12 protein-coding genes are annotated in these 14,242 nt (G+C 46.3%); all 12 read left to right on the top strand.

Translation table 11 applies throughout. The annotated features are described in order from the left end of the window. The first annotated feature begins 6 nt into the window (after positions 1 to 6). Positions 7 to 783 carry a sugar phosphate isomerase/epimerase family protein gene (locus tag ACXAGL_RS04155; RefSeq protein ID WP_474990023.1) on the top strand — a complete coding sequence of 259 codons (777 nt, stop codon included), beginning with the start codon at positions 7 to 9 and terminating at the stop codon, positions 781 to 783. Between the two features lie 5 nt (positions 784 to 788). Continuing rightward, positions 789 to 1,787 (top strand): Gfo/Idh/MocA family protein, encoded by a 999-nt coding sequence (locus ACXAGL_RS04150; RefSeq protein ID WP_474992333.1) that lies wholly within the window; start codon positions 789 to 791, stop codon positions 1,785 to 1,787. Further along, positions 1,784 to 3,661 (top strand): family 20 glycosylhydrolase, encoded by a 1,878-nt coding sequence (locus tag ACXAGL_RS04145; RefSeq protein ID WP_474990021.1) that lies wholly within the window; start codon positions 1,784 to 1,786, stop codon positions 3,659 to 3,661. The genes ACXAGL_RS04150 and ACXAGL_RS04145 overlap by 4 nt, the downstream gene beginning before the upstream one ends. Before the next feature lie 84 nt (positions 3,662 to 3,745). After that, positions 3,746 to 4,702, top strand: a complete 957-nt coding sequence (locus ACXAGL_RS04140; protein WP_474990019.1) for a hypothetical protein — start codon at positions 3,746 to 3,748, stop codon at positions 4,700 to 4,702. 312 nt (positions 4,703 to 5,014) lie between these two features. After that, positions 5,015 to 5,671: a GntR family transcriptional regulator gene (locus tag ACXAGL_RS04135; RefSeq protein ID WP_474990017.1), complete on the top strand. Its 657-nt coding sequence runs from the start codon at positions 5,015 to 5,017 to the stop codon at positions 5,669 to 5,671. A gap of 13 nt (positions 5,672 to 5,684) precedes the next feature. Next, positions 5,685 to 7,034 (top strand): 4-aminobutyrate--2-oxoglutarate transaminase, encoded by a 1,350-nt coding sequence (gene gabT, locus ACXAGL_RS04130; protein ID WP_474990015.1) that lies wholly within the window; start codon positions 5,685 to 5,687, stop codon positions 7,032 to 7,034. 14 nt (positions 7,035 to 7,048) lie between these two features. Continuing rightward, entirely contained in the window at positions 7,049 to 8,464 is a 1,416-nt protein-coding gene (locus ACXAGL_RS04125) for an NAD-dependent succinate-semialdehyde dehydrogenase (RefSeq protein WP_474990013.1), read from the top strand. A gap of 22 nt (positions 8,465 to 8,486) precedes the next feature. Then, complete coding sequence (speB, locus tag ACXAGL_RS04120) at positions 8,487 to 9,449, top strand: agmatinase (protein ID WP_281658662.1); 963 nt, start codon at positions 8,487 to 8,489, stop codon at positions 9,447 to 9,449. Between the two features lie 27 nt (positions 9,450 to 9,476). After that, on the top strand, positions 9,477 to 10,865 hold the full coding sequence (locus tag ACXAGL_RS04115) for a YjiH family protein (RefSeq protein ID WP_474990011.1): 1,389 nt from the start codon (positions 9,477 to 9,479) through the stop codon (positions 10,863 to 10,865). Positions 10,866 to 11,250: 385 nt separating this feature from the next. Next, positions 11,251 to 12,171 (top strand): dihydrodipicolinate synthase family protein, encoded by a 921-nt coding sequence (locus ACXAGL_RS04110; protein WP_474990009.1) that lies wholly within the window; start codon positions 11,251 to 11,253, stop codon positions 12,169 to 12,171. 62 nt (positions 12,172 to 12,233) lie between these two features. Beyond that, complete coding sequence (locus tag ACXAGL_RS04105) at positions 12,234 to 13,241, top strand: LacI family DNA-binding transcriptional regulator (protein WP_474990007.1); 1,008 nt, start codon at positions 12,234 to 12,236, stop codon at positions 13,239 to 13,241. Positions 13,242 to 13,261: 20 nt separating this feature from the next. Continuing rightward, positions 13,262 to 14,236: a tripartite tricarboxylate transporter substrate binding protein gene (locus ACXAGL_RS04100; protein WP_474990005.1), complete on the top strand. Its 975-nt coding sequence runs from the start codon at positions 13,262 to 13,264 to the stop codon at positions 14,234 to 14,236. Positions 14,237 to 14,242 lie beyond the last annotated feature (6 nt).

Below are 14,242 nucleotides of genomic sequence, written 5' to 3'. Positions count from 1 at the left end.
TGTACGATGAGTCGATTTTTAATGAATACCGTCCTCTTCGAAAGAAATCGATGGGAGGCAGGTCGCACCCCCTCCCTTCGTGTTAGTGAGTGGATGGGAAGGATGAAGGCCGATGGTTTTGATGGGATTGAATTATGGGAGAACCATGCATTGAAAAGCTCGAACGAAGAAGTAAGAGCTCTCAAAGATCATTCATTACCGGTTGAAATTTATAATTCTTATGTCGGTTTTGATGACGATCAGGACAAAGAGAGAGCAGAAGCTGCCGCCATGATTGGCCGGTTACACCCGAAGCAAGTGAAGTTCAACTTCGGAGATTCGGAAGCCTCGCTGGATGGATATATTCGTAATCTTAAAGATTGGAAAAAACAGATCCCTGACTATTGCGCCCTGTTATGTGAGTGCCACCCAGGGACAGTCATGGAAGATCCCAGAACTGCACGGGAGGTTCTTGAACAACTCGCCCCATTGGAGGTCAAGGCGGTCATCCATCCATTTCATGTCCAGGTGGATTTGAAAGGATGGTTCAATCACTTAGGAGGAAAAATCGCTCATGCTCATGTGAGTCTCTTTAAAAACGGTGTGTTTCATGCCCTGGAAGAAGAACCTGATTTCATCCAGGAACGTCTTCAAATGCTAAAAGATGAAGAGTATCAGGGAAGCTTCTCTATGGAATTCACTAAAGGAGTAGCTGAAGCGGACGAGTCGGCGAAGGATATTTATGAGAATGCAGTAAGAGATTTCTCTTACTTAAGGAAACAACTACAAAAGCAGGAGGTGTAAAGGTGATGTTAAACGTCGGAGTCATCGGAGGAGGACTGATTGCTAAAGAGCACCTGGAAGCTATTCAATCCCTGGACGAACTTCAAGCAGTGGCCTTAGCGGAGATAGACTCTTCCAAAAGAGAGGCTTTAGCTGGAGAGTTCGGGCTGAATGGTTATACCGATTACAAACAAATGATCCAGGAAACCACACCGGATATGGTCATCATCACCCTTCCTCACCACTTGCATAAGGAGGCGGCGCTGTTCTCTGCCCAGCAAGGCTGTCACCTTCTGCTGGAAAAACCGATGGCCCTGAACTCTGAAGAATGTGAGGAGGTTCTGGCAGCTGCAACTGAGCACAACGTACAGTTGCTGGTGGGACATATCCAGCACTATTTCCAGGAAAACAAGAGAGCGAAGCGGGTGATTCAAGAGCTTGAGCTGGGAGAATTGGTGTTCATCAATGAGACGCGTCACCTCAACTACTTTACAGATGACCGGCCGGAATGGTTTCTGGATCCAGATTGCTCCGGGGGTGGCATCATCATGAACATCGGAGCTCATTGCATTGATAAGATTCAATGGGTGGTGAATGAGCCGTTTACGAAAGTTACCGCCAACTTGTCGTATACGTCACCAGGGATTGAGGGAGCTGGATTGCTTCACATGGAGACAGAATCAGGGATTCCCGTCAGCGTTTCAATATCAGGTTATAACCCGGTCCCTAAGCAGCTCACGGAATTTGTCTTCACAAACGGGATGATGAAAGTGGAGATAGGAAAAGGGGTGTGGGTGAGTAAAGATGGAAAGTATGAGCAACTGTATGCCTCTAATCTGGACCACCCTTTTCAAGAGCAATTAATCGAGTTGGTGAATGGAATTACAGGGAAAGCTCCTATTGAAAATACGGGGGTATACGGCAAGTCTATCATTCAAGTCATTGAATCCATCTACCAATCGGATCAGGAATCCAAGGCTGTACGGGTATCTCATTCGTACCAAGGGAAGGGGGAACTCTTGTGAACGTAAGGATGGAAGGGGATAGTGGAGAATTTCAAGCAGCCCTGGAGGAGCTTGCAGAAATTTATGGATGCTCATTCAACAAAGAGGGTGGTTTCAGGATTCAGGTGAAACGGTGGGGGCATAAGAACCTGAAGGTCACCTTGAATGAAGAGGAAGGAACTATTTTTTTCAATCAGCCGATTCATTTCTTCAGGGCGTTGGGATTATTGTTGGAAAAAGCAGCTCACACCTCAAGTTTCACTATTGAGGAAACCCCACAGTTCACCATGAATGGAATCATGCTCGACTGTTCCAGGAATGGTGTCATGAAGACGAACCAAATCAAAACGATCATCCGGATGATGGCCGTTATGGGATTGAATATGCTGATGCTTTATATGGAAGATACATACGAAATCAAAGAGCAGCCGTACTTTGGTTATAGGCGGGGGCGTTACAGTCAGGAAGAACTGAAGGAATTGGACGATTATGCGGATCAATTCGGGATTGAATTGATTCCGAGCATTCAGACTCTTGCTCACCTGTCGACCTTCTTACAGTGGGACGGGAATGAGGCATTGAAAGATACATCCGACATTCTGCTTACAGGAGCAGAAGAAACGTATGCATTGATTGAGCAGATGATCTCCTCCGTGATGCAGTCATTCCGGACGAAACGAATCCATATCGGTATGGATGAGGCGCACTTGTTAGGGCGAGGACAATATTGGAAGAAGCACGGATACCGTCCAAGCTTTGAGATCATGAACGATCATCTAAAGGAAGTCTTGCATATCACCCGGAACAAAGGGCTTGATCCAATGATATGGAGTGACATGTACTTCCGGATGGCTTCTGACCAAGGACACTATTACGATTTGGATGCCCGCATCCCGGATGAGGTCATCCAAGAGATGCCTAAAGATCTTCAGTACGTCTACTGGGATTACTATCATGAGGATGAGGCGTTTTACCGGGCATTCATGCAAAAGCATCAATCGTTCGGGACGAAACCTTTATTTGCTGGAGGGATCTGGACTTGGAACGGTATTTCGATTCATTATCCAAAAACATTCCGTGTCATCGAGTCTTCCTACAAGGCTTGTAAAAAAGAAGGCATACAAGAAGTATTCTCCACCCTGTGGGGGGATAACGGAGCGGAAACCAACCCTTTTCAAAGTCTTTTAGGACTGCAGCTGGTTGCTGAACATGGCTATGCTGTAGAGCCGGATAGGAAGAAGGTCAGGGAACGATTTGCTTTCTGCACAGGAGCAGATATGGAAGCTTTTCTAAAAATCGGAGAGCTGGATCAACCTCCAGGGTATGAGGAGGGGGAGTTGGAGCCTGCTAATCCATCCAAATATCTGTTATGGCAGGACCCATTCGTCGGTTTGTTTGATAAACAAGCGGAAGGCCGGCCTTTGAACACTTATTATGGAGACCTCCATCGTCAATTGGAGAGGGCTAAGAAAAAGGTGGGGCTCTGGAGTTGGATTCTGGACGTGCCCAGTCAAATGTGTGCGGTCTTAAGCCTGAAAAGCGAACTCAACCGTCAGTTGAAGACCGCTTATGAGGAAAAAGATCATCAAACCCTGCAACATCTGAAAGAACAACTTCTGCCCAGCCTGTTTCAAGAGGTCGAGCGGTTAAGAGATATGCATTACGAACAGTGGATGAAAGTGAATAAGCCTTTCGGATGGGAAGTTCTGGACATTCGATATGGAGGGTTAATGGCGAGAATTCGGACAACAGGACGAAAGCTCTCAGACTATTTGGAAGGTCACATTCCAGATCTTCCTGAACTCGAAGAAGCAAGGCTTCCTTTTTCATCGCGGAAAAACGGGTATGTCAGGTGCAATGAGTATCGTAACATCGCATCGGCGAACCCGCTTTAATAGATCACAGAGAAGGGTGTGATAGTCAAGGGTGGCAACTCGTTTCTTAAGACGCAGGTGTATGTAAAATACAGGAGGGTCTTAATGGAAAAAATATCTGAGAGAATAGGTTGGTTGACAGGTTTATGTGCAATGGCTGTGGTTTTCGTATTTCTTCCCGGAAGCATCTCAGCAGAAACAGCATCCGGCAAAGACAAAGCGATGTGGGCGTGGTTCCCGAATGAGGATATTAATACGGAAGAATCCAGGGAAGAGATGGTTTCCTTTGCGGAAGAAAAAGGTGTCAACATGATTTACTTGAACATTGGCGCAAGGGAGGATCTTCCCTATATCCAAAAGCATCCTGAACATTACCAAGCGTTTATCCAGCTTGCCCATGCCAACGGAATTGAAGTCCATGCTTTAGATGGAGCGGCGGAATGGGCATTAGCGGAAAATAGACATGTCGCCTTATCCCGTTTGTTCAGTGTACTGTTTTACAACCGGACCGCTGAAGAAGACGAGAAATTTGATGGCATCCAGTTTGATATTGAACCTTATTTACTTGATGAGTGGGATACAGATGAAAGAACACAAGTCATCGATCAATACTTGAAAGGGCTGCATGTAATCGACTCTATCGTGCAGTTCCCTAAAATAAAGAGTGATTTTGAGTTCATGGTTGCTATGCCGTTCTGGTTTGATGGAGAAAAATATGAAACCACGTATAAAGGCGTAACCAAGCCTCTTTCAGATCATGTCATGGATACCGTGAGTGATGGGGTGGCCATCATGGCCTACCGGGATTTTGCAGAAGGAAAAGATTCCATTTCGTATCATACCGGGCACGAAATCCAATATGCCAATCAGATTGGCAGCAAGGTCATAATGGGAGTAGAAACACAGTATCTGGAGCCTTATGAGAAGGTGTCCTTCTTCGAAGAAGGGGAAGATTATATGAATGATCAGCTGAACATATTAGATGCCTTGTATGAGAATGAACCTTCTTATGCCGGTCAGGCGATTCATAAATATCAAAGCTACCAGTCGATGAAGCCATAACCGTGTGATAAGAGTTATAATTTCTGTTTAGAAAAGCGGAACTCCTCAGCGCAATATAAAACCAAAGGCATTATCGAAGCAGTTCCCTTTTCGGGACATGCTTGTGATAATGCCTCTTTTTTCTGTGCTCTGGCCTTTGAGTAAGCTTAATTTCACAGGCTCTCTTATGTCTTTCAGCATGCTGTAAGCATCAGACTTAAAATCTAATCACATAAAAATTCAGAATAATTGTAGAAATCAGAAAACATTTGTTGTAGACTGATTGTATATAGAAATTGTATACAATATTTAAACACAATGGTGGTAGGCGAAATGAATAAAAAGAAAAACGAAGAAATTGCGTACGAAAAAATCAAACGGGCCATTATGCTGAAGCGCCTGGTGGCAGGACAGCGAGTAACGGAAGACTGGGTGAGTAACGAGCTCGAAATGAGCCGCACACCCATCCGTGCAGCTTTCACCAAACTCGAAAATGAGGGATTGATTGAACTTGTTCCACATAGAGGAGCTTTTGTGTGCAGTCCCTCGGATAAAGAGCTCGAAGATGTGTTCAATCTTCGAATTGTTCTTGAAAGCTATGCGGCAGAGCTGGCTGTTCATCAAATGACCAGTGAACATTTTCAACAAATGGACCGGCTGTTAGAGGAAGAAATAAAGGCTTATGAGGACAAAGATTATGAGGAATTTCTCCGTATAAATGCCCTCATTCACGCGTACCCGGCACAAGTGGCGGGGAACAGATTTCTTCTTCAGGAAATCCAAAGGCTGAACCAATGGTCTGACTGTTATTTGATTCTAAGAGACAACTTTTATACAACACCGATGGATGAGGTTCTCTCCGTACCCGAGCACTTGGCGGTTGTAAAAGCGCTGAAGAAACGTGATGTGGCCGCTGCTAAAAAAGCGATTGAAGCCCATATGCTGTCCACGCTGACGGACCTTGCAGAGCGAACGTCCATTTTCAATTGAAGGGGGAAAAATAATGACAACACACGCGTCCATCCAAACACAGCTTCCAGGTCCTAAGGCAGGTGAGCTTTTAGAAAGGCGTCACAACATTGTACCGAATGCCGTCAGTTACGGCATCCCGACGTTTGCGGCAAAAGCAGAGGGAGCGAAGGTGACCGATGTGGATGGCAATACGTTCATCGACTTCGCCGGTGCGATTGGCACAATCAACGTCGGGCACTGCCATCCTACCGTGAAGGCAGCTCTCCATGATCAGGTTGATCAGTATATCCACACGGGCTTTAACGTGATGATGTATGAACCGTATATTGAACTGGCTGAGAAGCTGGCGGCCCTTGCTCCCGGCACACACGATAAAAAAGTGCTCCTGCAGAACAGTGGGGCAGAAGCAGTGGAGAATGCCGTGAAAATTGCACGGAAATACACGGGAAGGCAGGCCGTGGTTACGTTTGAAAATGGCTTTCACGGCCGGACGTTGATGACGATGTCGATGACGAGTAAGGTGAAGCCTTATAAGTTCGGCTTCGGACCTTTTGCTCCGGAAGTGTATAAGGCACCCTTCCCGTATCCATACCGGAAACCGGAAGGCATGACGGAAGAAGAATACAACTTGTTCATGATCGAAGAATTCAAGAAATTCCTTCTCACAGAAGTCGCACCTGAATCTATCGCAGCCGTCGTTATGGAGCCGGTGCAGGGAGAAGGTGGCTTCATCGTTCCTGAAAAGAGCTTTGTTCAGGCGGTCAAAGGATTGTGCGAGGAACACGGCATTCTTTTTGTTGCTGATGAAATCCAGACAGGCTTCGGCCGGACAGGAAAGTATTTTGCGATTGATCACTATGATGTGACACCGGATTTGATTACCGTATCCAAATCACTAGGAGCGGGGACGCCGATCAGCGGTGTCATCGGACGAAGTGAAGTGATGGATGCTGCCGGTGCTGGTGAACTCGGGGGTACATACAGCGGGAATCCATTAGGCTGCCGTGCGGCCATTGCGGCGATTGAAGTCATTGAAAATGAGGGGTTGAATGAGCGGGCCGTTCATATCGGAAATGTCGTCAAAGACAGGTTCCATCAGTTATCCGAAGACCTCGATTGTATCGGTGAAATCCGTGGCCTCGGAGCCATGGTGGCTGTAGAGATCGTAGAAGACAGGGATACGAAGGCACCGGACAAGCTGTTGACTCAGAAAATCATTTCCGAAGCCCAGCATGCAGGACTTCTTGTCTTAGGAGCAGGTTTGTACGGGAATGTCATCCGCTTCCTGATGCCGCTTGTCATTACAGATGAAGAATTAGACGAAGGATTATCCATTTTAGAAACAGCGATCAAGAACTGCTCGACACCCCAGCATGTGTAAAAAGGAGGCTGACTATGAATATCGTAATTGACGGAGAACAGATACAGACAGACAAAACCTTCCCGGTCTATAATCCGATCAACGGAGAAATCGTTGCTTCTGTACCGGATGCCGGTGAGAAAGAAGCAAAGCAGGCGGTGGAAGCTGCTCATCGTTCCTATCAAGCTTGGAAAAAGACGACGGCGGATGAACGCGCCGCTTTTCTAACGAGATGGTTTCAATTGATAGAGGAGCACACCGATGAGCTCGCTGAAATCATGACAAAAGAGCAGGGCAAGCCGCTGAAGGAAGCCAAGGGCGAGATTGGGTACGCCAACAGCTATATCTCCTGGTATGCCGGGGAAGCAAAGCGAGTGTACGGACAGACCATCCCGGCCTCCAAGCCTGATAAGCGCATTCTCGTTCAAAAGCAGCCTGTTGGAGTGGTAGCGGCTATTACACCGTGGAATTTTCCGGCGGCAATGATCACGCGGAAAGTCGCGCCCGCTATTGCAGCAGGGTGCTCAGTCCTTATTAAACCAGCAGAAGAAACGCCATTAACGGCGATCCGCTTAGTAGAATTGGCCATAGAAGCGGGGGCACCTGCAGGGCTGATCAATGTCCTGACTGGTGATGCAGAAACGATCAGTGATGTGTGGCTCTCAGATTCCAGAGTAAGGAAGCTTTCGTTTACAGGATCCACGGAAGTCGGAAAACTGCTTATGAAAAAGTCCGCCGATACGATGAAGCGGGTGTCCCTGGAACTTGGGGGACAGGCTCCTTTTGTTGTTCTGGCGGATGCGGACCTTGATAAAGCGGTTGCAGGAGCGGTGGCCTCGAAGTTCAGAAATGCCGGGCAGACGTGCATCTGCTCCAATCGTTTCTTTGTTCATGAATCCATCGTTGATGCTTTTACCGACAAATTAAAAGCAGCTGTTGAAGCGCTTAAAGTAGGTGACGGTATGGATCCTGACACAGATATCGGCCCGCTCATCAACCAGAGTGCCTGTGATAAGGTGGCTCGACATATCGAAGATGCACGCTCCCGAGGGGCAGAAATTGTAACCGGTGGAGCGGCCCCGATTTCTAAAGGAAGTCTAATCATGCCGCCGACGATTTTGAAAAACGTCGATGAGTCCATGATCTGCATGAAGGAGGAAACGTTCGGTCCCGTCGTACCGATCACATCATTCAGTGATGAGGAAGAAGCTGTACAACAAGCCAACAATACCCCGTTCAGTCTGGCTGCTTACTTGTTTACGGAAAATATGAGCAAAGCGTTAACCCTCTCGGAAGCGCTGGAATACGGAATTGTCGGTGTCAATGACGGATCCCCGTCCGCTGCTCAGGCACCTTTCGGAGGATTCAAGGAAAGTGGACTCGGTCGAGAAGGTGGTCCCCAGGGGATCGAGGAGTATCTGGAAACGAAATACATTTCATTAGGTCTTTAAATAATAAAAAGGGAGTTTTTTGATGTATAAACCGATTGATTCTTCATTGTCCCCACGCTTTTGCGGATTGAGCACGTTCATGAGATTGGAAGCTGTGAAAACGGAAGAAAACGTCGATTTCGCTGTGCTCGGAGTTCCTTTTGATACGGCAGTTTCAAACCGGACGGGTCAAAGAGGCGGACCGCAGCATATCCGGAATTCATCCGTACTGCTGCGCCCTTACAACCCTGATCAGGACATCAATATTTTTGACTATGCCTCTGGTGTCGATTATGGCGATATCGATGTGATCCCAGGCAACATCCATCGTACATACGACAACATCGTCGAAGGACTGGAACCTCTTCTTGAGAAATCCGTCACGCCGATCATTTTAGGCGGCGATCATTCGATTTCCCTTGGAAACCTCCGTGCCTTCCATAAAAAATACGGCAAGATGGCGTTTGTTCATTTTGACAGCCACGGCGATACGTGGGACAACTATTTTGGTGAAAAGTATATGCACGGGACACCATTCCGGAGAGCGGCGGAAGAAGGGCTGCTGGATATGGATCGTTCGATACAGATTGGTTTGCGCGGACCTCTTTACGGACCGGAAGACTATAAGGATGCCGAGGATCTCGGCTTTGAAGTCCTCCCGATGAAAAAGGTCCGCAAGATGGGCTATGAAAAAGTCATCGAACGCATTCATGAAAAAATTGGGCCGGACCATCCGGTATTTGTCAGCTTCGACATCGATTTTGTGGACCCGGCTTATGCACCTGGAACAGGAACGCCTGAAGTCGCAGGGCCGACAAGCTTTGAAGCGCTGGAATGTGTGAGAGGCCTGCATGGGCTTAACCTTGTCGGATTCGATTTAGTGGAAGTGCTGCCGACGTACGATGCCGGTGATATCACGGCAGGTCTTGCTTCTGCGGTTGGCTTTGAAATGATCAGTCTCGTCGCGATGAAAAAAAGAGCAGAACAGAAGGCTTTGACCAGATAAATCTATTTCAAGCAAGGGGGGATGCATATGCAACCACAGGAAAGAGTAGAACAATGGGAGGAAAAAAGAACGTCGACGTTCGCCAAAAGTGATTACATGAAGTTTATCATTCCATCCGTTTTTGGCGCTCTGCTTTTTTTAGTGCCCATCTATTACAACGGAAAAGTCACGATCGGTGTCGGGATTATGGCAGAATCGCTTCAAACCATATTTGAACCGTACCTATATATGTTCATGACGGTTATTCTCACCCTGTCAGCTCTCGGGGCGGCTTATACGAAGGGCGCCAAACCCGGGTGGATCATGAAATCGAGCTTTCTACAATCGCTCTTTTATGTCCATCCCTTTTGGCTGACCATCCGTACGATGGGCGCTGCATTTGCCATTTGTACGATTTTTGAATGGGGTCCGAGCTGGCTCTATGCTGATATTACCGGGGGAACGGTCCTTTATTCCTTGATTCCCGTTCTGACGACATGGTTTTTGTTTGCCGGCTTATTGATGCCTTTAATGCTGGAGTTTGGCTTAATGGAATTTGTCGGCTCCATCTTCCGGAAAATCATGTATCCCCTTTTCAAATTACCGGGACGTTCCTCCATCGATGCGTTCGCTTCATGGATGGGAAGCGGAACGGTTGGCGTCCTCATTACCACAAGACAGTATGAAGAAGGCTTTTATACCAAACGAGAAGCAGCCGTCATCTCGACCACTTTCTCCGTTGCTTCCATCGCCTTCAGCTTAGTCGTTATTACCTTCATCGGACTTGAACACATGTTTGTCCCGTTTTATGTAACAACGGTAGTGGCCGGGTTGGCTGCTGCTGTCATTTGTCCGCGTATCCCTCCTCTATCGAAGAAAAAAGATGAATACTATGAACCCGTCGGAAAACAGATCAGTGAAGCGGTTCCTGAGAACACATCTGATTTCCAATGGGGACTGCAGAAAGCATTGGAAAAAGCGCAGAAAGTCACCGGATTCAAGCAAGTAGCCAAGCAGGGCGCCCAAAACGTTCTGGATATATGGTTCGGCCTGATGCCTTTAGTAATGGCGCTTGGAACCCTCGCCTTGATTTTAGCCGAGTTCACACCCGTCTTTACGTATCTGTCCTATCCATTCGTCGGACTGTTGAATCTCCTGCAGATCCCATCTGCGGTAGAAACCGCACCAGCGATGCTCGTTGGTTTTGCGGATATGTTCCTTCCTGCTGTCGTTGGAAGCGGGATTGAAAGTGAGCTGTCCAGGTTCGTCATTGCTGCTGTATCATTGACTCAGCTGATTTACATGTCTGAAGTCGGCATCCTGCTTATTAAATCGAAAATCCCGGTCGGTATTGTCGACCTTCTAGTGATTTTCCTGCAGCGGACGTTGATTACGCTGCCGATTATAGCTGTGATGGCACACGTGTTCTTTTTTTAAGGTACTTAGATGATTAATTGTAGTTGCAGAGGAAACGAATAAAAAGCGGGTCGATTTGTTGTTGATAACGAATCGACCCGCTTTTTCTATTTATTCTGGTGTATCAGGGTTATTACATTACTATTTCAGTTGCTTCACACATCTTTTCAATTTGAATTGTTTAAATAATTCAAAAAGATAGATCGTATGGGGAAGGGATATAGAAGGTGTTCGCAAAATAATATGAAAGAAAATTCAAAAATGGGTTGCAATGTAAGCGCATTCTTACTATGATTATAGTGAAACGTTTTACCTTATATATATGAAAATGAATATTTCATCAATTTAATAATATTTATCTTTGATTTCCATGGTGAAACGTTTTACTAAAAAGGAGATGGTAAGTTTGAAACGACTGTATGGTGTAACAACGGCGATGGTAACCCCTATGAATGAAAAGGGAGACGTGGATTTACAGGCTGCTGAGCGATTAACAAACTTCCTGATCGACAAAGGTGTGGATTGTTTGTTTCCTCTAGGTACGACAGGGGAGATGTTCAAGCTATCGTTGGAAGAGCGGAAGCGCGTAGCGGAGCAGGTAATTAATACGGCAGCGAACCGGGTGAATGTATTTATACACATCGGTGCGATGACCACGGAGGAAACTCTGCAGCTCGCCAATCATGCTTGGCAAGCGGGGGCGGACGGCATCGGTGTGGTATCACCGGCATTCTTCAACGTAAGTGATGAAGAAATCTTCGAATATTACCAAACGATATCCTGGTCTCTTCCTGAAGACTTCCCTATTTACTTATATAATATTCCTCAGTGCTCTGGAAACGATTTGTCAGTGAATGTAGTGAGAGACCTTGCGGAAAATTGCGCGAACATAGTTGGCATCAAGTACAGCTATCCGGATTTTATAAGAATCAAGGATTATCTGACCGTAAAGTCTGGGGAGTTTTCTGTTTTGACAGGGGCGGATGGATTGTTCCTTCCGGCGCTGGCAATGGGATGCGATGGAGTTGTATCCGGTGTGTCGGGAGCTTTCCCGGAACCGTTTGTTAAAATCAACAAGCTTTATAAAGAAGGTAGAATTGAAGAGGCACAAAAGGTGCAGCAGGCCGGTAACGATATTATTACGATTCTTAAGTCTGGCTCAAACATGTCTTACTTTAAAAAAGCTCTAAATTACCGGGGCATTCAAGCTGGTTGCATGCGAAGACCGCACATGGATCTAACTGAAGCCGAAAGGGACTCGCTGGTGTCGGATCTTCAGGATTGGCAGAATAAACACATGAAGGGAGAAATGTCCTCAAATGATTGAAGTTTCTACGCTTCCGTGTATTAAATTAAACTATGAGATCATGTGATCACGGAGGTATAAGTATGAGAAGAGTAACAATAAAAGATGTAGCAAAGGAAGCACAAGTATCGATTGCAACCGTTTCAAAAGTGATTAATGAGAAAGGGTACGTAGGCAAGGATACGAGGGATACGGTCTTGAAATCCATTCAGCGCCTTGGGTATAGCGTCAATGCGAACGCTAGAAGCTTGAAGGCTTCGAAATCCAATAAAATTGCTGTTCTCACATCGGATATATCCAACCCGTATTTAATGTCTATTGCGAAGGACGTCGAGGAGATGATTCGTTCGTTAGGGTCGCATATGATGTTGCTCAGTCACAATGATAACCCATATCTCGAGAGGGAAGCGCTGAAGGTTATTATTGAACAGCAGGTCGATGCGTTAGTTATCATACCGACGGGGGAGAATGGTGACGTAATTGAATCAATCCAGAAGAAAAACATCCCGGTCATTGCTATCGATAGACAAGTAGATAAAGTCGATACGGATCTGATAGTCGATGACAACTATTACGGATCTTATGAATGTATTCATTATCTCTACCGTCTTGGTCATAAGACGGTCGGCATAATTTACGGTCATGAACGTAATTCGATAGGAAGAGAGCGTCTCTATGGTGCCGTCGATGCAGTGAAGGAACGGGGGATGGATAATAGAGAATCACTTATTTTGGAAGCAGATTTTAAAGAAGATGAGGCGTATCGGGCGACAATCGAGTTACTAATGAATCCGAAGCCACCGACGGCAATTTATTCCTGCAATAATACGATGACGAAGGGGGTTTTGAAAGCAGTTCGGGATCAAGAACTGCGGATTCCGGAAGATATATCCCTTATAGCCTTCGGTGATAACGCCCAGTGGGAGTTGATTGAACCGAAATTGACGCTGATGACGCAGCCGATGAAGCGAATCGGAATAGAAGCATCGATCATGCTGAAGAACCGGCTGAAGCTTGAAGAACCGTTTGATGTCCAAAAGAAAGTTATGAAGCCTTCCTTAGTGGAAGGAGCTTCTTGTAAAACTATATAAAATCAAGGGAGCGAATCAGTATGAACAAAAAAGTAAGTATATCCATTATGGTATTCTTCGCTTTGATTCTAACCGCATGCAGTAGTTCCAGTTCTAACTCAGAAGCGTCAAACTATCCGGATGATCAGGTCGAAGTGATTGTTCCGTTCGCATCCGGTGGATCCTCGGATTTGGTATCGAGAACCATAGCATCAGAAATGGAAAGTGGACTTGGCGTTCCGGTGACGATTACAAATAAGACGGGTGGTTCTGGTGCAACCGGAATGCTCGCTGCAAAAAATGCCCAATCGGATGGATATACGCTCGGATATGTGCCTGTAGAAATGGCGATGCTTGATGGATTAGGACTTGCAGATATAAAACCGGATGATTTCGAGTATATAGGTCAACTCATGACAATCCCGGCGGCAATCACTGTTCCGGCCGATGCTCCTTACAATACAATTGAAGATTTCGTACAATATGCAAAAAATAATCCAGGGAAAATCCAGATAGGTAATTCCGGTACGGGATCCATCTGGCACATTGCAGCTGCGGCTTTTGCTCAGGAAGCAGATGTTGATGTCGAGTATGTTCCTTATGAAGGAGCGGCTCCCGCGGTGACGGCGCTGATGGGTGAGCATATATCGGCTGTCTCTGTAAGCCCTTCTGAAGTAAGTGCCGGTGTTGCAAGTGGTGACTTGAAGGTGCTTGCGGTCATGGGAGAAGAGCGTGATGTTTCATTACCGGATACACCTACGTTGATGGAAGTTGGGTATGATGTTTCCGTTGCTGGATGGGGTGGGTTCGTCGCTCCCAATGGAATCCCGGAAGAAGCTTTAAAGAAGTTGAGAGAATCGTTTAAAGAAGCTTCAGACAGCGATGAATTCCAGAAGTTAATGGATGATCGTGGCATGACTCCTGCTTATAAAGACGGCGGAGAATTCAAATCTTACGCAAAAGAACAGTACGATTACTTCAATGAGCTAATTCCGACCATTGAATTGAATCAGTAAAGGTAT

The sequence above is a fragment of the Halobacillus sp. ABA4_118 genome (assembly GCF_056160205.1).
The sequence above is the reverse complement of the archived record's forward strand: the minus strand, read 5'-3'. Positions and strand labels throughout refer to the sequence as shown.